The sequence below is a fragment of the Simplicispira sp. 125 genome (genome assembly GCF_003096555.1).
Taxonomy (GTDB): domain Bacteria; phylum Pseudomonadota; class Gammaproteobacteria; order Burkholderiales; family Burkholderiaceae_C; genus Simplicispira.
The window spans coordinates 574,719-592,514 of record NZ_QEKM01000001.1 but is presented as its reverse complement, the minus strand read 5'-3'; the positions used below and the strand labels follow the sequence as shown (position 1 = coordinate 592,514).

General features: G+C 63.6%; 16 protein-coding genes. 9 read left to right on the top strand and 7 right to left on the bottom strand.

The genetic code is table 11. The annotated features are described in order from the left end of the window. Positions 1–32: 32 nt before the first annotated feature. From C8D04_RS02760 to C8D04_RS02745, 4 genes are all read right to left on the bottom strand, one after another. Entirely contained in the window at positions 33–1,115 is a 1,083-nt protein-coding gene (locus C8D04_RS02760) for a TRAP transporter substrate-binding protein (RefSeq protein WP_116003498.1), read from the bottom strand. Positions 1,116–1,672: 557 nt separating this feature from the next. After that, on the bottom strand, positions 1,673–3,586 hold the full coding sequence (gene dxs / locus C8D04_RS02755; RefSeq protein WP_116003497.1) for a 1-deoxy-D-xylulose-5-phosphate synthase: 1,914 nt from the start codon (positions 3,584–3,586) through the stop codon (positions 1,673–1,675). A gap of 67 nt (positions 3,587–3,653) precedes the next feature. Continuing rightward, entirely contained in the window at positions 3,654–4,580 is a 927-nt protein-coding gene (locus tag C8D04_RS02750; protein ID WP_116003496.1) for a polyprenyl synthetase family protein, read from the bottom strand. Beyond that, positions 4,577–4,804: an exodeoxyribonuclease VII small subunit gene (locus tag C8D04_RS02745; RefSeq protein WP_116003495.1), complete on the bottom strand. Its 228-nt coding sequence runs from the start codon at positions 4,802–4,804 to the stop codon at positions 4,577–4,579. The genes C8D04_RS02750 and C8D04_RS02745 overlap by 4 nt, the downstream gene beginning before the upstream one ends. Positions 4,805–5,070: 266 nt before the next feature. Here C8D04_RS02745 and C8D04_RS02740 point away from each other — a divergent pair, with 266 nt between their 5' ends. From C8D04_RS02740 to flhC, 5 genes are all read left to right on the top strand, one after another. Next, positions 5,071–6,210: an aromatic ring-hydroxylating dioxygenase subunit alpha gene (locus tag C8D04_RS02740; protein ID WP_116003494.1), complete on the top strand. Its 1,140-nt coding sequence runs from the start codon at positions 5,071–5,073 to the stop codon at positions 6,208–6,210. Between the two features lie 90 nt (positions 6,211–6,300). Next, a complete protein-coding gene (locus C8D04_RS02735; RefSeq protein ID WP_116003493.1) occupies positions 6,301–7,218 on the top strand; it encodes a DMT family transporter in 918 nt (305 codons plus the stop codon). 66 nt (positions 7,219–7,284) lie between these two features. Beyond that, positions 7,285–8,184, top strand: coding sequence for a sulfurtransferase (locus C8D04_RS02730; protein ID WP_116005975.1), 900 nt, complete (start codon positions 7,285–7,287; stop codon positions 8,182–8,184). Positions 8,185–8,414: 230 nt separating this feature from the next. Continuing rightward, on the top strand, positions 8,415–8,741 hold the full coding sequence (flhD, locus tag C8D04_RS02725; protein WP_116003492.1) for a flagellar transcriptional regulator FlhD: 327 nt from the start codon (positions 8,415–8,417) through the stop codon (positions 8,739–8,741). 53 nt (positions 8,742–8,794) lie between these two features. Next, positions 8,795–9,364: a flagellar transcriptional regulator FlhC gene (flhC, locus tag C8D04_RS02720; RefSeq protein ID WP_116003491.1), complete on the top strand. Its 570-nt coding sequence runs from the start codon at positions 8,795–8,797 to the stop codon at positions 9,362–9,364. An 85-nt stretch (positions 9,365–9,449) separates the two neighbouring features. Here flhC and C8D04_RS02715 read toward each other — a convergent pair whose 3' ends face one another. After that, a complete protein-coding gene (locus tag C8D04_RS02715; RefSeq protein WP_233521089.1) occupies positions 9,450–9,989 on the bottom strand; it encodes a FlgO family outer membrane protein in 540 nt (179 codons plus the stop codon). Further along, positions 9,986–10,705 carry a hypothetical protein gene (locus C8D04_RS02710; RefSeq protein ID WP_116005974.1) on the bottom strand — a complete coding sequence of 240 codons (720 nt, stop codon included), beginning with the start codon at positions 10,703–10,705 and terminating at the stop codon, positions 9,986–9,988. Before C8D04_RS02710 ends, C8D04_RS02715 begins: the two co-directional genes overlap by 4 nt. 137 nt (positions 10,706–10,842) lie before the next feature. Here C8D04_RS02710 and C8D04_RS02705 point away from each other — a divergent pair, with 137 nt between their 5' ends. Beyond that, a complete protein-coding gene (locus tag C8D04_RS02705; RefSeq protein WP_116003490.1) occupies positions 10,843–12,072 on the top strand; it encodes a spherulation-specific family 4 protein in 1,230 nt (409 codons plus the stop codon). Between the two features lie 36 nt (positions 12,073–12,108). Here the strand turns inward: C8D04_RS02705 and ppc are convergent, their stop codons facing one another. Continuing rightward, positions 12,109–14,895, bottom strand: coding sequence for a phosphoenolpyruvate carboxylase (gene ppc, locus C8D04_RS02700; protein ID WP_233521088.1), 2,787 nt, complete (start codon positions 14,893–14,895; stop codon positions 12,109–12,111). Positions 14,896–14,985: 90 nt separating this feature from the next. Here ppc and hemC point away from each other — a divergent pair, with 90 nt between their 5' ends. Genes hemC through C8D04_RS02685 form a run of 3 tightly spaced genes read left to right on the top strand, consistent with a single transcriptional unit; the run spans position 14,986 to position 17,796 of the window. Continuing rightward, the gene (gene hemC, locus C8D04_RS02695; RefSeq protein ID WP_116003488.1) at positions 14,986–15,912 is read left to right on the top strand and encodes a hydroxymethylbilane synthase; all 927 of its coding nucleotides are present in this window, start codon (positions 14,986–14,988) and stop codon (positions 15,910–15,912) included. A gap of 4 nt (positions 15,913–15,916) precedes the next feature. Continuing rightward, positions 15,917–16,708, top strand: a complete 792-nt coding sequence (locus C8D04_RS02690; RefSeq protein ID WP_116003487.1) for a uroporphyrinogen-III synthase — start codon at positions 15,917–15,919, stop codon at positions 16,706–16,708. After that, positions 16,705–17,796, top strand: a complete 1,092-nt coding sequence (locus C8D04_RS02685) for a uroporphyrinogen-III C-methyltransferase (protein WP_233521087.1) — start codon at positions 16,705–16,707, stop codon at positions 17,794–17,796. The genes C8D04_RS02690 and C8D04_RS02685 overlap by 4 nt, the downstream gene beginning before the upstream one ends.

Genomic DNA, 17,796 nt, shown 5'->3' with positions numbered 1-17,796 from the left:
TGATCGCGCGATCGCAACAAGACGGTAACGGTTTACAGCTTGACCGTGGCCATGTAGCTGTCAAAGCGGAATTCCGAGAAACGACCCCACAGGATCTGGTCGCGCTGGAAGGCGCGCATGTCCTGGTGGATCTTCTTGAATTCGGCCGACTTGGCTTCGTGCTCGGCAAACACTTCCATCGAGGACTTGTAGCCGGCATCCATGAGTTCCTTGGAGAACGCCTTGAGCTGCGTCTTGGCGCCCACGAGCTTCTTGAGCGCGATAGGGTTGTAGGCGTCGTACTTGGACGTCATGTCGCGGGCTGCCACCGCTGTGGCGGCATCCACCATGGCCTGGAATTCGGGCGTCAGCGCGGCGTAGGCCTTGGCGTTGATGAAGAACTCCAGCTCGGCGCCACCTTCCCACCAGCCGGGGTAGTAGTAGTAAGGCGCGACCTTGTTGAAGCCCAGCTTTTCATCGTCGTAGGGGCCGACAAATTCACAGGCATCGAGCGTGCCCTTTTCGAGCGCCTGGTACACATCGCCCGCAGGCATGTTCTGTGGCACTACGCCCAGCTTCTGCATGGATTCACCAAACAGGCCTCCCCCCATACGCATCTTCAAACCCTTGAGGTCTTCGACGGTATTGATTTCCTTGCGGTACCAGCCGCCCATTTGCGTGCCGGTATTGCCTGCGCTGCGGCTCTTGATGTTGTACTTGGCATAGAACTCGTCCATGTACTTGCGGCCATTGCCGTGCTCCATCCATGCGTCCATCTGGCGAGCCGTCAGGCCGAATGGAACGGCACAGCCGAAGGCGAAGATGGAGTCCTTGCCGGTGAAATAGTAAGGTGCGGTCTGCGCCATTTCCACCGTACCGTTTTGCAGCGCGTCGACCACGCCAAACGCGGGCATCAGTTCGCCAGCGGCGTGCACGGACACGTCAAACTTGCCACCAGACAGTGCCTTGACAGTTTTGGCGAACATTTCGGCGCTACCGAAAATGGTATCGAGCGACTTGGGAAAGCTCGATGCCAGGCGCCAGCGCACTGCGGCCTGGGCATGCACAGCAGGAGCGACCCCTGCGGCCAGTACGCCAGCAATGCCAGCATGTTTGATGAGTGAGCGACGATGCATGAAAACCTCTTGATAAACGGGGTTGCAAGAATGCCGAACACGTGGCGAATCCGCCGCGCGGCACGGCCACTTTAGCAGCCCTCGGGGGATTGTAAAAATGTGCTTTGCATCGTCCGTGCGGGTTTTCCCGCGAAAATTGTCGGCCTTCAGGGTTCTGCAAGCATGCACTGATTCTGTTTCCAAATCATTCGTGTCCAGGCGCGAAGCCGCAGACAGTGCTGTAGCACGGCTAAGGCGATGCTGAATAAGTCACCGCGATGATGCGCGCCGTGCATCGGGATGGGATGCAAGGCGCAAACCGCAGCCATGGCCGCAGCTATGGTGAGGATTTGCAACGCCGCAGACCGCCCGAGGTACGGATGCGCAGCGCGTGAGGGACTTGTTCAGCATTGCCCTAAGCCAAGCAACAACGGCACGGATGGTTTAGAAATGGAATGACGATGGTTCATGCAGCGACCGCCGAACGCGCGCAGATGCAGAACACGCACACGGCGTGTTCTGCAAAATTCCAGGTGAATGTGCGAGCCTGTTTCCTGCGGTGGCGCAGGAGAAAACTCTCAGGCGGCGCGCTGGCCGATGGCGGACGACGGAGCGTCAAAGCGCGCGCGCACCGAAGCCTCGATACCTTGCGCATCCAAACCCTGCAACGCCAGGAGGCGCGCCGGATCACCATGCTCAATGAAGACATCGGGCAGACCCAGCTGCAACACCGGGCGCAGCACTCCTGCTGCAGCCAGGGCTTCCAGAACAGCGCTGCCTGCACCGCCCATGAGAGCGCCCTCTTCCACCGTCACCAACACGTCGTGGCTGGCCGCCACTTCCAGCAGCAAATCCACGTCCAGCGGTTTTGCCCAGCGCATGTTGACCACGGTAGCATCCAAGGCCTGTGCGGCCTGCAACGCCGGGTACAGCAGCGTGCCAAAAGCCAGGATGGCAATGCGCGTGCCAGTGCGATCGGCACGCCCTTCTCGCATGCGCCGAATCTCGCCCTTGCCATAAGGCAGCGCATCCAAACCGGGCAAGGGCTCGACACCCGCCCCCGCACCGCGCGGGTAGCGCACGGCCACAGGATGGTTCTGTGCGAAAGCGGTGCTGAGCAGTTGGCGGCATTCACGCTCGTCTGCAGGGCAGGCCATGGCCATATTGGGGATGCAGCGCACGAAAGGAATGTCGTAAGCGCCGGCATGCGTGGCACCATCGGCGCCCACCAGGCCCGCACGGTCGAGGGCGAACACCACGGGCAGGTTTTGTAGCGCCACGTCGTGGATCATCTGGTCATAGCCGCGCTGCAGGAAGGTGGAGTAAATGGCCACCACGGGTTTGACACCCTCGCAGGCCATGCCCGCCGCAAAGGTCACGGCATGCTGCTCGGCAATACCCACGTCGTAGTAGCGGTCTGGAAAACGTTTATGGAATTCGACCATGCCCGAGCCTTCGCGCATGGCGGGTGTGATGCCCACCAGCCGCTCGTCCTGGTCGGCCATGTCGCACAGCCATTGGCCAAACACCTGGGTGAACGTTTGTTTTGGAGGGGTGACGGGCGCCGTCAGCCCCACAGAGGGGTCAAACTTTCCGGGGCCGTGGTAAGCCACGGGGTCGGCCTCGGCCAGCTTGTAACCCTGGCCTTTTTTCGTGACCACATGCAGAAACTGCGGGCCCTGCAGGCCCTTGATGTTCTCCAGCGTGGGAATGAGCGAATCCAGATCATGGCCGTCAATGGGGCCGATGTAGTTGAAGCCGAACTTCTCGAACAAAGTGGCAGGCACCACCATGCCCTTGGCCTGCTGCTCCAGGCGCTTGGCCAATTCCAACAGCGGCGGCGCATTCTTGAGCACGCTCTTGCCCACGTTCTTGGCCGCCGCGTAGAACTGGCCGCTCATGAGCTGGGCGAGGTAGCGGTTGAGCGCACCCACGGGCGGGCTGATGCTCATGTCATTGTCGTTGAGGATGACGAGCAGGTTGCAATCCTGCACGCCCGCGTTGTTCAAGGCCTCGAAGGCCATGCCGGCCGTCATGGCGCCATCACCGATGATCGCCACCGCACGCCGGTCTTCGCCCTTTTGACGGGCTGCCAGGGCCATGCCCAGCGCAGCCGAGATGCTGGTACTGGAATGCGCCGTACCAAAGGTGTCGTAAGCGCTCTCGGCGCGCTGCGGAAACCCCGAAATACCGCCCAGTTGGCGCAGCGTGTGCATGCGGTCGCGTCGGCCCGTCAGAATCTTGTGCGGATAGGTTTGGTGGCCCACATCCCACACCAGACGGTCGTAAGGGGTGTTGAACACATGGTGCAGCGCCACGGTCAGCTCCACCGTGCCCAGGTTGGAGCTCAAGTGCCCCCCCGTCTTGGCAACACTGTCAATCACGAAGGCACGCAACTCCGCGGACAGCACCTTGAGCTCGCCGCGCGAGAGGCGGCGCAGCTCGGCAGGGTCGTTCACACTCGTGAGCAGGGGATAGGGGGTCGTTGACATTACTATTACTTTAATAGCTGCCAGCGCTTAGCAGACAAGCGCTGGTAGCTTTTTTCGTGGAACGGCATCAGTGTGAGCGGCTCACAACCATATCGGCCAGAGCCGCCAAAGCACGGGTGTCGGGCAGTGCTGTTTGTGCCAGCGCGGAATGGGCCTGATCGAGCAACTCCTTGGCCTGCGCTTTCGCGCGATCGAGCCCCAGCAGAGAGACATAGGTCGGTTTGTCCTGCGCGGCATCCTTGCCCGCTGTCTTGCCTAGCGTAGCGGAATCCTGCGTAACGTCCAGAATATCGTCGACCACCTGGAACGCCAGCCCTAAAGCAGCCCCGTAGGCCGATAGCCCTTGCAAGGCGGCGGTGCTGGCTTGCCCACAGGCTGCGCCCATCATCACGCTGGCCTGCAGCAAGGCGCCGGTCTTGAGGCGGTGCATCTCGCGCAGGCGGGCCTCGTCCAGCACCACACCCACACTGGCCAAGTCGATCGCCTGACCGCCCGCCATCCCGGAGGAACCCGCCGCATGCGCCAGCAAACGGCACAGCCGCGCCTGCACCGTCGCGGGTATTCCGACATCTTCGGGTGTCAGCAATTCAAAAGCCAGCGCCTGCAATGCGTCGCCCGCCAGCAAGGCCTGTGCCTGGCCAAACTGCACATGCACCGTGGGCTTGCCACGGCGCAGCACATCGTTGTCCATGCAGGGCATGTCGTCGTGCACCAGCGAATAGGCATGGATCAGTTCGGCGGCACAGGCCGCGCGCAAGGCCGCTTCCTGATAAACCGCAGCATGCTGCGCATCGCTGCCATCGGCCACGGCCTCGCGGGCCGCCATCACCAGCAGGGGACGCAGCCGCTTGCCGCCATCGAGCACGGCGTAACGCATGGCTTGCCCCAGGCCCGCCGGGGCATCTCCCCCGACCCAGCGCTCCAGCGCCTGCTCCACCCGCGCCAAATGGGCGCTGCTCCAAACTTGCAAAGACGCCTGATCCATGCCGCTCATTCCTGTGTCCAGGGTTGCAACGTGCCACCGTCGAGGACGCGCACCTGCTCCTGCACGGCCTCCAGCCGGTCGCGGCAGAACGCCAGCAGCGTGGCGCCGCGCTGGTAACCCGCCAGCAACTGATCCAGCGGCATCTGGCCCGATTCAATACGCACCACCAGTTGCTCCAGTTCTTCCAGCGCAGCTTCGTAGCTGGCCGGGTCGGCATTTTTGGGTTTGGGCATGGGCAGCGGGGCGGAAAGCAAAACAGGTGATTTTAGGCTGATACCGGTGTGCGCATCCCCGCGCCCAAGGCAGCCCCAAAACCTATGTGCCCTACCGAAGTCGGCCCACAGTCCAATACACGCATGGCCGCTGCGGGAATGGGCCGCTGCAATAACCCCACGTCCTATAATCCCATTCCCTACAGACCGGCGCCCTGCCGGTTTATTTTTTTCTCTCCGCGCCTCGAGCGCATCTCCCTGTGGGGAGTCTTTAGGTCAGGTCACCCATGTCTGATTTAAGTCTTCGACTGCAGCAGGCCGCAAGCCAACTACCAGTTTCAAGCTACTTTGACGAGGCGCTGTTCCAGCGCGAGATGGCAACGCTCTTCCAGCGCGGCCCCCGTTACGTGGGGCATAGCCTGAGTGTCCCCAACGTGGGCGACTACCATGCCCTGCCCCAGGAGCTCGGAGGCCGCGCCCTGGTGCGCAACGCCCAGGGCGAGGTGGAACTCATCTCCAACGTCTGCCGCCACCGCCAGGCCATCATGCTGCAGGGGCGCGGCTCGCTGCAGCAGCACCAAAAGGGCAGCGCCGGTGGCAACATCGTCTGCCCTGTGCACCGCTGGACCTACAGCCCCAGCGGCGAACTGTTGGGCGCGCCCCATTTCGCGCACGACCCCTGCCTGAACCTGAGCAACTACAAACTGCGCGAATGGAACGGCCTTCTGTTCGAGGACAACGGCCGTGACATCGAGGCCGACCTGGCCGGCATGGGCCCACGCAACGACTTGTCCTTTGAGGGCTACACCCTCGACCGTATCGAACTGCACGAGTGCAACTACAACTGGAAGACCTTCATCGAGGTCTATCTGGAGGACTACCACGTCGGCCCCTTCCACCCCGGGCTGGGCAACTTCGTCACCTGCGACGACCTGAAGTGGGAATTCCAGAAGGAATACTCGGTGCAGACAGTGGGCGTGGCCTCTACGTTTGGCCAACCCGGCTCTGCCGTCTACAAGAAGTGGCACGAGGTGCTGCTCAAATACCGCCAAGGCAAGCTGCCCGAGCGCGGTGCCATCTGGCTGACCTACTACCCGCACATCATGGTGGAGTGGTACCCGCATGTGCTCACTGTCTCCACGCTGCACCCCCTCAGTGCCCACAAGACGCTGAACATGGTGGAGTTCTATTACCCCGAAGAAATCACCGCCTTCGAGCGCGAATTCGTGGAAGCCCAGCAAGCGGCCTACATGGAAACCTGCATCGAGGACGACGAGATCGGCGAGCGCATGGACGCGGGGCGCAAGGCACTGTTCGAGCGTGGCGACAACGAGGTCGGCCCCTACCAGAGCCCCATGGAAGACGGCATGCAGCACTTCCACGAGTGGTACCGACGCGCCCTGGGCGACGCTGTCCCCAAGGGCTGACAGCCAGCGCACCACACTCTCATTACAATAGCTGCCAGCGCTTGCCCAATAAGCGCTGGCAGCTATTTTTATTTGAACCCCCCCGCACCTATGCAAGCCCTCTGGATGGTTCTGGCCGCCTTCATGTTTGCCAGCATGGGGGTGTGCGTGAAGCTGGCATCGGAGTATTTCAACCCTGCCGAACTGGTGTGTTACCGGGGGTTTATCGGCATGGCGATCCTGGCATTGCTGGCGCGCTCACAAGGCATCACGCTCGCCACCCGCTACCCTGGCATGCACGCCTGGCGCAGCCTGGTAGGCGTGACTTCGCTAGGGGCCTGGTTTTATGCCATTGCCCACCTGCCGCTGGCCACGGCCATTACCTTGAACTACATGAGCAGCGTGTGGATCGCCGCCTTTCTGGTGGGCGGCACGCTGCTGGCCTGGCGCCCCACGGCTGCAACGCCCCGGCCTGCCCTGCAGGGGCCGCTGATCCTCACGGTGCTGGCCGGTTTTGCCGGAGTGGTCATGATGCTGCGGCCCAGCATCGATCAAAGCCAGGAGCAGGTTTTCGCTGGCCTGGTGGGCTTGCTCTCAGGCCTGTCGGCCGCCTTTGCCTACATGCAGGTGGTCGCGCTCTCGCGCATGGGGGAGCCCGAAACGCGCACCGTGTTTTATTTTGCCGTGGGCTCTGCCGTGGCCGGCGGCGCGGCCCTGCTGGTCACGGGCACCTCGCCATGGCCTGGCTGGCCTGGACTATGGCTATTGCCCATTGGGGTGCTGGCCGCCGGCGGGCAACTGTGCATGACACGCGCCTATGCCAGCGCGCACACCCAGCGCGCCACGCTGGTCGTGGCCAACCTGCAGTATTCGGGCATTGTTTTCGCATCTCTTTTCAGTGTGCTGCTGTTTGACGACATCATCACCCTGCTGGGCTGGGTGGGCATGGCGCTCATCGTGGGCAGCGGCATTGTCGCCACCGTGCTGCGGGCCCGCGCAGCACCCGGCGCACCGGCCGAAGAACACTGAATCGGCGGAAGGCTCCATCAGCGAGACCACAATGACGTCTGCACCTTCTTTCACACGTTCATGTCCATGCACTACACCACGCTGATCTCCGTTCCTGAACTGCAAGCTCTGACGGCCAGCGGCACACCGCTGATGGTGTTCGACTGCAGCTTTGATCTGGCTGCCCCTGGCGCGGGCGAGCAGCAGTATCTTGCAGAACACATCCCTGGTGCCGTCTATGCCCACCTTGACAACGCACTCTCGGCCCGCCATGGCGCGCCAGGCGCTAGCGGCACCATCATTGCCACAGATGCCGACACACCCGCATCGGGCGGTCGCCACCCCTTGCCCAGCCGCGAAAAGTTTGCGGCCTGGCTCAGCAGCGTGGGGTTTTCCAACGATATGCAGGCCGTGGTGTACGACCGCAACGCCAGCAGTTATTGCGGACGCTTGTGGTGGATGCTGCAATGGCTGGGCCATGCCAACGTGGCCGTGCTCGATGGCGGGCTGCAGGCCTGGAAGGCGGCGAACGGGCCACTGTCACACGGCAGCGAACCGGCGCATTTCCAGTCACTTTTCCGCGTAGCGGCGCCTCTGCGCACGCTAGCCACCGTGGGCGACGTGCTGCAAGGCCTGGGGCAGTCCAGTCAAACCATCATCGACGCCCGCGCCGCACCACGCTACCGCGGAGAAGTGGAACCCCTGGACCCCGTGGCTGGCCATATTCCGGGGGCACTCAACCGCCCTTTCAGCGACAACTTTGGTCCAGACGGCCGCTTTAAAAACCCTGAGGTGCTGCGCGCCGAATTCCTGGCGCTGCTGGCGGGGCGCGACCCTGCCAGCGTAGTGCACCACTGCGGCAGCGGCGTCACCGCCAACCCGAATGTGCTGGCCATGGAACGGGCGGGGCTCGGAAAAACCACGCTCTTTGCAGGCAGCTGGAGCGAATGGTGCAGCGACCCTGCCCGCCCGGTCGAGCGCGGATAGGCAGCGGATTGGCTGCACGGGCAGCAGGCCTCATCACAGGCGTGACAGCGTTGATTGGCCCGCCCCTTGTAAGGCAAATTCCTACACGGCAGGCCGCGAAACCAGACGCGCAGCACAGCCAAACCCCGACTTAATTTTTGATTGGGGCGAATTCACAATCCATTTCAACGGATCGCGAAAACTTGCATGCGGCAAGTAGCCAACGATCCGGGAATGGAAAGGATGCCCCCATGACCAACGAACAACTGCTCGCCGAAATCCGCGAAGCCAACCTCACCTACCTGATGCTGGCGCAGACCCTGATCCGCCAGGACAAGGCGGAAGCAGTTTTCCGTCTGGGCCTGAACGAAGACGCCGCCGATATTTTGTCATCCCTGTCTGCCGCGCAAGTGATGAAACTGGCCTCCAGAAACACCCTTCTTTGCAGCTTCCGGGTGGACGACAACCTGGTGTGGAGCCTGTTGACCAACCATTCAGCCTCGAAGGTAGGCAACGAGGCCACGAACACGCTGCACGCCAACATCCTGATGGCCAGCCGGGTCTCCGAGGTGCTCTGAGCACCCCCGATCCTGTACAGACCACGCTGCCACCCCCACGACCAGGAAACGCCATGACCGCCACCACCACTCCCCCCAAAGCCGCCAAGCCCGCCGCCAAGAGCGTGCTCAATGAATCCCGGCAGATCGAACGCGCAGCCATGCTGATCGAGATGGGCGCACGCATGCAGGTATTGGAGTCGGAGACCACGCTGTCGTACGAGCGCCTGATCCGTCTGTACAAGGAAATCGCAGGCAAGTCCCCTTCCAAGGGACAGCTGCCGTTTTCCACCGATTGGTTTCTCACCTGGCAGGAGAACATCCACAGCTCGCTGTTCCTCAACATCTACGAGTACCTCTCCAAAGGCGTGGATCTGGACTCGGTGGAACTGCTGACCAAGGCCTACCGCCTGTACAACGAGCAAATTGTTGCCGCACAAGTCGAGCCCTTGCTGTCATTCACGCGCGCATGGCGCCTGGTGAAGTTTGTCGACGCCGGCATGCTGACCCGCACCAAATGCACTCAATGCAGTGGCCAGTTTGTGACCGAGCTGTACGAGAACCGCCACTTCACCTGCGGCCTGTGCAACCCACCGGCCCGGGCCGGCAAAAGCAAGAGTGCCGGCGCGCTGATGTTGCACTGATAAGAGCAAGCTCCAAAATATCCATAAAATATGCCTGTAGCGCTTATGTACAAAGCGCCAACAGCTATCATATTTAAAGCATCAATCAACGCCCCTGCAACAACCCACGGATGTTGTCATCCATCGGCAGCGCATAGTCACTCGCTGCCACCACTTGGTTGCCCAGCGGGTTAACAAGTTTGAGGCTCACGTACACCATGGCTCCAGACACCGCATAGGTGCCCACCACCACGGCCTGGGCATCATGCGCCTGGCTGACCTCGCGCAACTCGCGCGAGAGCAGCAATTCTCCATGTGCCGGCTGCAGCGCCAGTTGCTCACGCAGGCGCACTTCGGTGACGGGTACACCACGCTGCACGAGGCGACCGGCAATCTGCTCCGAGAAAAGCCGCCCCAGACGGGACGACTCATGGAGCCGGTCCACATTCACGATCGTGGAAACCAGCACGCTGCGCCGTGGATCCAACGGCGCGTTCTGGAGCAGGCGATCGGCCGCATCGTAGTTGGTCTTGAGCACATCCGTGCGCTGCAGAACGCCACCGCGCTCGCCGTAGTAATACTGCGCGCACCCCGAAGTTGCCAGCACCGCAGCGCACAGAACACCCCATCGCATGCGGCGCATCATGGCGTCACCACTTTCCAGGTTTTAACGGGAGACAGCGGCGCCACAGGGGTCGGAGGTTGGTACAACACGGCATCGGCACGCTCGATGTAATACATGTCTGCCGAACCGGCCAGATAGCGGTCGTGGGACTTGAGCGTGGTGGTAATGAGCACTTCGGTGCGCGTGGGTCCGCCCGCCGCATCGCCTTGGGTATGGCGCTGCGCCAAATCCAAGGCCAAGCCGACACCCACCCCGATCACGGTTGCCACACCGGGCAGTAACGTCCGATCGGAGTAATGCACATCCCAGTCGCGCCACACACCTACGCCCGAAGCCAGCATGGTCCAAGGCAGGGGAATGGGTGAATTACGGGGCCCGGTCGCTTCATGCTGTACCAGTTGCGTCTGCACCTCCAACTCAACGTCTGTAGGCACCACAGACAAAACCACGCCTCGATCCAACAAGCGCACGCGCAAAAGACTCAAAAAACCCTGATCGAAGCTGGAGCTGTTCGCCGCCTTGACATAAATGGGGTATTCCCCCGCAGGCCAAGCAACGATTTTTTCCGCGACGCGCGAAGCCACGTCATCGGCAAGCACGCTCCAGTGATGAACAGCGCGCGCCTTCTTCTGGCCGGTGGCAGGGTAGTTGTCAGCACGCGGCACATCCAAGGTACTGCAGCCAACCAATAACACCGCTGCGAGCAGCGCTGAAATACGGCAAATGGGTGAAGACATGCACGCCATCGTAGCGATTCGGGCCTGCTGCGATCGGTGCAACAGAGCACTTTTTTCAGGCCAGAACCAAGGCTTGGCACCGCCCCGCTGCAACAACAACCCGGCACAATGGCACCTGAAAATTCCATGGAGACTGTATGCACCATCACGTTCACTCCCCCTACCGCCTTGCCGCTGCACCCCTGTTTCTCGCTGCCATGCTGGCGGGCTGTGGGGGCGGTACCGAAAAAAATCCGCCTGTTCAACCCCCTCCGTCCGGAGTGGTCAGCCTGCGCTTCCTGAACGACATCCATGCCAACGTGTTCGACCAGGGGTCCACCTCGAACACTTTGTCTGTGCAAGCCACCAAGGATGGCGGCAATGCAGACGACGTTACGGTCGTTTTCTCGGCCACCCAGGGCACAACCAGCCCCGTATCAGTCCTGCCGAGGGGTGGGATTGCCTCGACCACGCTGAGTGTGCCTCTGGCCGCCACGACGGGCGCCATGTCCATCACGGCCAAGGCCACGGCGACCAATACGGTCCTTGAAAATTTTGCTGCCTACGTGCGCCCCGCCCCGGACAAGCTGCAAGTGCTGGTGCCCGCTTATTTCAGCGCCAGCACCAACGCCGCCGTTTGGACCGCGCTCACCACCGCAGCCCAAAGCTATCCAGACGTTCAGATCAACGTCATCGTGAAGCCCGACAACGCTGTCAGCGGCATCATCCCCACTGGCACCTACACACCGGACAGCGCGCTCGTCACCGCCATCGGCGCGCTCAAAACCGCACACCCCCGCACCAAGGTGCTGGGCTATATCGCCACCGGGGGCGGCACCACCGGCACGATCTCTTTGACCGACGTCCAGACCACCATCGACCAGTACAGTGCGGGCTACGGCACCAAGATCGACGGTTTCTACCTGGACGGCATGGCCGTTGACCGCAACCTCATCGCGTCGTTCTACCAACCCCTCACCGCCCGCATCGCAGAAAAAACGGGCCTGGGAACCACACCGCCCCTCGTGGTCGGCAACCCTGCCACCTACCCCGCCAAAGAGTACGCGGCCCTCGTCAACGTACTGGTGACCCACAGCGGCTCGGCCACCAACTACCAGACCACGGATCCGCAGACCGCCAGCGCCTCGTGGGTCTACGACAAGCAGAACGTCGCGCAGGCCATGCAGGTGCATTCGGCCAGTACCTGCTCGGACATGAAAGCAGCCGTGGCCCGGGCCCATTTGCCACGCATGAATACGGGCTGGATCTTCGTCACCGACCAGGCCGTTGGCGCCCCCTGGTCTACGCTGCCGGCCACCGCTTACTGGAAATCCTTCCTGGGCACCGTGGACGCCACCAACAAGGGCAACCCCCTTCCCACCTGCTGACGGCCTCGGGTGGCGCCTTGCGTGCCACCCGCCCCATCACCCCGTATTGCGCAACCCCGCCGCAATCCCGTTGATGGAAATGTGGATACCCGTCTGCACCCGCTCATCCCCCTGCCCCGCGCGCCAGCGGCGCACCAGTTCGACCTGCAGGTGGTGCAACGGGTCGATATAGGGAAAGCGGTGGCGAATCGAACGCGCCAGGGCGGTGTTGTGCGCCAGGCGCTGCTTGTCGCCGGTGATGCGCGTCAGCACGTCGGCCGTGCGGTGCCACTCTTGCTCGATGGCGCCGAACACCTTCTTGCGCAGGCGCGCATCCTGCACCAGCTCGCTGTAGCGTGAGGCCAGGGCCAGGTCGCTTTTGGCCAGCACCATGTCCATGTTGGACAGCAGGGTGCTGAAAAACGGCCACTGTCGGTACATCTTGCGCAGCAGCGCCAGCTGTGCCTTGGCGTCGTGTCCATCGGCGTTCAGAAAACTCTCTACAGCCGAGCCAAAACCGTACCAACCGGGCAGGGTCAGGCGGCACTGCCCCCAACTGAAACCCCACGGAATGGCGCGCAAGTCCTCGATCTTCTGGCTGGGCTTGCGCGAGGCGGGGCGCGAGCCGATGTTCAACTCGGCGATTTCGCGGATCGGGGTCGCGTTGAAAAAGTAGTCGGTAAAGCCCGGGGTTTCGTACACCAGCGCACGGTAGGCGGCCATGCTGGTCTGCGACAGTTGCGCCGCTGCCTGCAGAAAAGCGGGCGTGGCTGACTTGGTGGGCTGCAAAAGCGTGGCCTCCAGCGTGGCGGCCACCAGGGTTTCGAGGTTGCGCCGGCCAATTTCGGGGTTGGCGTACTTGGACGCAATCACCTCGCCCTGCTCGGTCAAACGGATCTGGCCGCGCACCGTGCCTGGCGGCTGCGCCAGGATGGCCTGGTAGCTGGGGCCGCCGCCGCGCCCCACCGTGCCGCCACGGCCGTGGAACATGCGCAGGCGGATGTGGGGCAGCTCGTCAAACAACTCCACCAGCGCAATTTCGGCGCGGTACAGCTCCCAATTGCTGGTGAAGATACCGCCATCCTTGTTACTGTCGGAGTAGCCCAGCATGATGTCCTGCTCGGCGCCCGAGCGCTGCACCAGGGCCGTCACGCCGGGCAACTGGTAGAACGCACGCATGATGGGCGCGGCGTTGCGCAGGTCTTCGATGGTTTCAAACAGGGGCACCACAATCAGGTCGGCGCTGGCTTCACCATCGAGGGTGCCGCGCATCAGGCCCACTTCTTTTTGCAACAGCAGCACTTCCAGCAAGTCGCTCACCGTTTCGGTGTGGCTGATGATGTAGTGGCGGATCGCCTCGGCCCCATAGCGCTGGCGCATGCGCAAAGCCGTCTCAAAAATGGCCAGCTCGCCCCGCGTGTGTTCGGAGTATTGCGTGCCCATCACGCGCAAGGGGCGGGCGTCCTGCAGCAGGCGCAGCAGCACGGCGCGGCGTTGCTCCTCGGACAGCGCGCTGTAATCAGGCTCGATGCGCGCCACGGCCAGCAGTTCAGCCACAACGCGCTCGTGCTGGTCGGAGCTTTGGCGCAAGTCCACCGTGGCAAGGTGAAAACCGAAAACCTCGACAGCGCGGATCAGCGGATGCAGGCGCTGCGCCGCCAGCGGCGTGCCGTGGTGGGCCTGCAGCGACGCCTCAATGGTGCGCAGCTCAGCGAGGAAACCGGCAGCGTCCGGGTAGGGGTTTTGCGGCGCCACGGCATGGCGTGCGGCGGCGCCTCCACTGAGTGTCTCCAAGGTAGCCGCCAGGCGTGCATAAATGCCGGTCAGCGCCCGGCGGTAGGGCTCGTCCTGGCGGTGCTCGCTGGTATCGGGCGAGCTGTTCGCCAGGGCCTGCATCGCGGGAGAAACGTCGACCAAGCGCGCCGACAGCGACAACTCGCCGCCCAGCAGGTGCACCTCTGTCAGATAGTGGCGCAACGCCACCTCGCTCTGGCGGCGCAGCGCCTGCGCCAGTGTGTCGGCGCTGACATTGGGGTTGCCGTCGCGGTCGCCGCCGATCCACTGGCCCATGCGCAAAAAACTGTGCACGGACTGGTCGCCCAGCTCACGCTCGAGCTCTGCGTAGATCTTGGGAATCTCGCGCAGAAAGGTGGCCTCGTAATAAGAAAGTGCGTTCTCGATCTCGTCGGCCACGGTGAGCTTGCTGTAGCGCAGCAGGCGTGTCTGCCACAGCTGCGCCACGCGGGCGCGCAACTGGGCTTCGTTGGCGGCCAGGGCGCGCGGGGTCAGCGCATCGCGGGCGGCGTTATAGATCTGGGCGCGCTCGGCGATGTCGTCGCGCACGGTGAGCAGTTGGGCGATGTCGCGTTCGGCATCCAGAATGCTCTTGCGCTGCACTTCGGTGGGGTGGGCCGTGAGCACCGGTGCCACGTAGCTGCTGGCCAGGGTCTGCGCCACCTGCTGCGATGAAATACCGGCCCAGCGCAAACGGGCCAACGCCACCTCGATGCTGCCCTCCTGCGTGTCGCCAGCGCGCTCGCGGATGGTGCGGCGGCGAATGTGGTGGCGGTCTTCGGCCAGGTTGGCCAGGTGGCTGAAATAGGTAAACGCCCGGATCACGCTCACCGTCTGGTCGGCCGATAGGCCCTTGAGCAGCTTTTTCAGTGCCTTGTCGGCCTCGTGGTCGGCATCGCGCCGGAAAGCCACGGAAAGCTGGCGCACCTGCTCGATCAGCTCGAACGCGGCCACGCCCTCCTGTTCGCGGATCACATCGCCCAGGATGCGGCCCAGCAGGCGAATATCTTGGATCAAGGGGCGGTCTTTGTCGGTCTTTTTGGTATTCACGGCGTTGTCTCCTGGTCGCACCCCCGCACCGGCAAGGCTGCTGCAGCGCAGCATGCTAGCATCCCGCGCTGGACCTTTCCCTGCAAAAGCATGACGCCCCAAAGCCCCCCTCTCCCACCCATCGTGATCGCCACCCGCGAGAGCCGCCTGGCCCTGTGGCAGGCTGAACATGTGCAGGCCCTGTTGCGCGCGCGCGGCCACCACGTATCGCTGCTGGGCATGACCACGCTGGGCGACCAGATTCTGGACCGTTCTTTGAGCAAAGTCGGCGGCAAAGGCTTGTTTGTCAAAGAACTTGAAACCGCTCTGGAAGACGGCCGAGCCGACATCGCCGTGCACTCGCTCAAGGATGTGCCCATGGTGCTGCCCGAGGGCATGCTTCTCGCCTGCGTGATGGAGCGCGAAGACCCGCGCGACGCTTTTGTCTCGCCCCGCTACGCCCGCCTGCAGGACCTGCCCCACGGCGCTGTCGTCGGCACCTCCAGCCTGCGCCGCCAGGTGCTGCTGCAGGCGCTGCGCCCCGACCTGAAGATCGAGCCGTTGCGGGGCAATCTCGACACGCGCCTGCGCAAACTCGATGAAGGCCAGTACGACGCCATCGTGCTGGCGGCGGCCGGCCTCAAACGCCTGGGCCTGCAGGAACGCGTTCGCACCGAATTCGACCGCACCGAGATGCTGCCCGCCGCCGGGCAAGGCGCTTTAGGCATTGAGGTGCGCAGCGACCGCCAGGATCTGGTGGCCGCACTGGCCCCACTGGCGCACATGCCCACCTGGCTCACCGTGACCGCCGAGCGCGCCGTCAGCCGCTGCATGGGCGGCAGTTGCTCAATGCCGCTGGCTGCGCACGCGCGTTTCGAAGGTGGTCAACTCCACATCGATGCCGCCTGGGGCGACCCCGAGGGCCGCATGGCCTTGGTGCGCGCCAGTGCCCAGGGCCCCGTCACCACGCTGGAGCAGGCCAACACCCTGGGCGAAGGCGTAGCAACCGAGCTGCGGGCAGGCGGCGCCACAGGCTGATACCATGCCCCGCGTGATCGTCACCCGGCCCGAGCGCGAGGCCCTGCAGTGGGTGGCCGCACTGCAGGCGCGCGGCATTGCTGCGCAGGCCCTGCCCCTGATTGCCATCTCCCCACCGACCGACGCAGATGCGCTACAGGCCGCCCGCGACCACATCACGAACTACCGCGCCGTGATGGTCGTCAGCAGCAACGCCGCACAGCATTTTTTTGATCAAAATACGGCTCTAACGCTTACTGGACAAGCGCAAGCAGCTATCAAAACAAGAGTCTGGTCACCCGGCCCAGGAACAGCCCACGCGCTGCAAATGCTGGGAGTGGATGCCGCCTGCATCGATCAGCCCGCTGCCGACGCTGCGCAGTTCGACTCCGAGTCGCTATGGGCCCAGGTGCAGCGGCAGATCGGCCCGGGCGACGCTGTTCTCATCGTGCGCGGCACCGAAGCGGGTGCCCACCAACAAGGCACGGGGCGCGACTGGCTGGCGCAGCAGATCACCGCCGCAGGGGGGCGCGTAGATTTTGTGGTTGCCTATACCCGTGGCGCTCCCGACTGGACCGAGGCGCAGCGCACACAGGCCCGCACGGCAGCCAGCGACGGTGCCCTGTGGCTGCTGAGCAGCTCCCAGGCCCTGGACAACCTGCGCGCAGCTCTGCCCGGCCAGGCCTGGGACCGGGCCCACGCACTGGCCACCCACCCGCGCATTGCGCAAGCAGCACGCGCCCTGGGCTTTGCCAGCGTGCACGAATGCCGTCCGGCGCTGACCGATGTCGCAGCCTCGATAGAATCGATGCCATGAGCGCCGCCCACCAACCTGACCCCACCCGCCACGCCCACGCGGCGCCTGCGCACGGCACCACGCCAAGCGCCCAGGGCAGCAAGGCACTGCTTTACGCGGTGGGAATCGTGGCCGTCGTCGCCCTGGCGGCCAGCGGCCTGTTGTGGCAAAAACTCAGCACCATCCAGGAAACCCTGGCTCGCCAGAGCCAGGACGCCAATGCCCAGGCCATCGAGGCGCGCACCATCGCACGCCAGGCCCAGGAACAAGTCGCCGAAGCCAGCGCACGCCTGACAGTACAGGAAACCCGTGTGAGCGAGGTGGCTCTGCAGCGCAGCCAGCTCGAAGAACTGATGCAGAGCCTGTCGCGCTCACGCGACGAAAATCTGGTGGTGGACATCGAATCAGGCCTGCGCCTGGCACAGCAACAGGCCCAGCTCACTGGTAGCCTGGAGCCTTTAATCGCGGCGCTCAAAAGCGCCCAGCAACGCATCGAGCGTGCCGCCCAGCCCCGGTTGGCACCCGTGCAGCGCGCCATCAGCCGCGACCTGGAACGCATCGCCAGCGCCAGTGTGGCCGACACGGCGGGCCTGCTGGGGCGCCTGGACGATCTGGTGCGCCAGGTGGACGACCTGCCCCTGCAAAACGACGTTGCCCAGGCAGCGGCCACACGCCGCATGAATGCCCGTGCAACCGCACCGGCACAAGCCTCCGGTCCAGCGCCCGAAGACCAGGCCTGGTGGCAGGCGGTGCTGCAGCGCAGTTGGGAAGTGGTGCGTGACGAAGCGCGTGGCCTGGTGCGCGTAAGCCGCATCGACCAGCCCGATGCCATTCTGGTATCGCCCGACCAGGCCTTTTTCCTGCGCGAAAACCTCAAGCTCAAGCTGCTCAATGCCCGCCTGGGCGTGCTGGCCCGCCAGACCGATGCGGCCCGCAACGACCTGGCCGGGGCCAGTGCAGCGCTGAACAAATACTTCGACCCGGCATCGCGGCGCACGCAAAGCGCGGCCACGGTGCTGCAGCAGGCCCAGGCGCACATCAAAACGGCCGAAATGCCGCGCCTGGATGAAACCCTGTCCGCCCTGGCCACAGCGGCCGCCGGACGCTGA

Bases quoted from the DNA above. Each gene is read 5' to 3' on its own strand.
- C8D04_RS02760 (WP_116003498.1), bottom strand. From the start codon at position 1,115: ATGCATCGTCGCTCACTCATCAAACATGCTGGCATTGCTGGCGTACTG.
- dxs (WP_116003497.1), bottom strand. From the start codon at position 3,586: ATGTCAACGACCCCCTATCCCCTGCTCACGAGTGTGAACGACCCTGCC.
- C8D04_RS02750 (WP_116003496.1), bottom strand. From the start codon at position 4,580: ATGAGCGGCATGGATCAGGCGTCTTTGCAAGTTTGGAGCAGCGCCCAT.
- C8D04_RS02745 (WP_116003495.1), bottom strand. From the start codon at position 4,804: ATGCCCAAACCCAAAAATGCCGACCCGGCCAGCTACGAAGCTGCGCTG.
- C8D04_RS02740 (WP_116003494.1), top strand. From the start codon at position 5,071: ATGTCTGATTTAAGTCTTCGACTGCAGCAGGCCGCAAGCCAACTACCA.
- C8D04_RS02735 (WP_116003493.1), top strand. From the start codon at position 6,301: ATGCAAGCCCTCTGGATGGTTCTGGCCGCCTTCATGTTTGCCAGCATG.
- C8D04_RS02730 (WP_116005975.1), top strand. From the start codon at position 7,285: ATGCACTACACCACGCTGATCTCCGTTCCTGAACTGCAAGCTCTGACG.
- flhD (WP_116003492.1), top strand. From the start codon at position 8,415: ATGACCAACGAACAACTGCTCGCCGAAATCCGCGAAGCCAACCTCACC.
- flhC (WP_116003491.1), top strand. From the start codon at position 8,795: ATGACCGCCACCACCACTCCCCCCAAAGCCGCCAAGCCCGCCGCCAAG.
- C8D04_RS02715 (WP_233521089.1), bottom strand. From the start codon at position 9,989: ATGATGCGCCGCATGCGATGGGGTGTTCTGTGCGCTGCGGTGCTGGCA.
- C8D04_RS02710 (WP_116005974.1), bottom strand. From the start codon at position 10,705: ATGTCTTCACCCATTTGCCGTATTTCAGCGCTGCTCGCAGCGGTGTTA.
- C8D04_RS02705 (WP_116003490.1), top strand. From the start codon at position 10,843: ATGCACCATCACGTTCACTCCCCCTACCGCCTTGCCGCTGCACCCCTG.
- hemC (WP_116003488.1), top strand. From the start codon at position 14,986: ATGACGCCCCAAAGCCCCCCTCTCCCACCCATCGTGATCGCCACCCGC.
- C8D04_RS02690 (WP_116003487.1), top strand. From the start codon at position 15,917: ATGCCCCGCGTGATCGTCACCCGGCCCGAGCGCGAGGCCCTGCAGTGG.
- C8D04_RS02685 (WP_233521087.1), top strand. From the start codon at position 16,705: ATGAGCGCCGCCCACCAACCTGACCCCACCCGCCACGCCCACGCGGCG.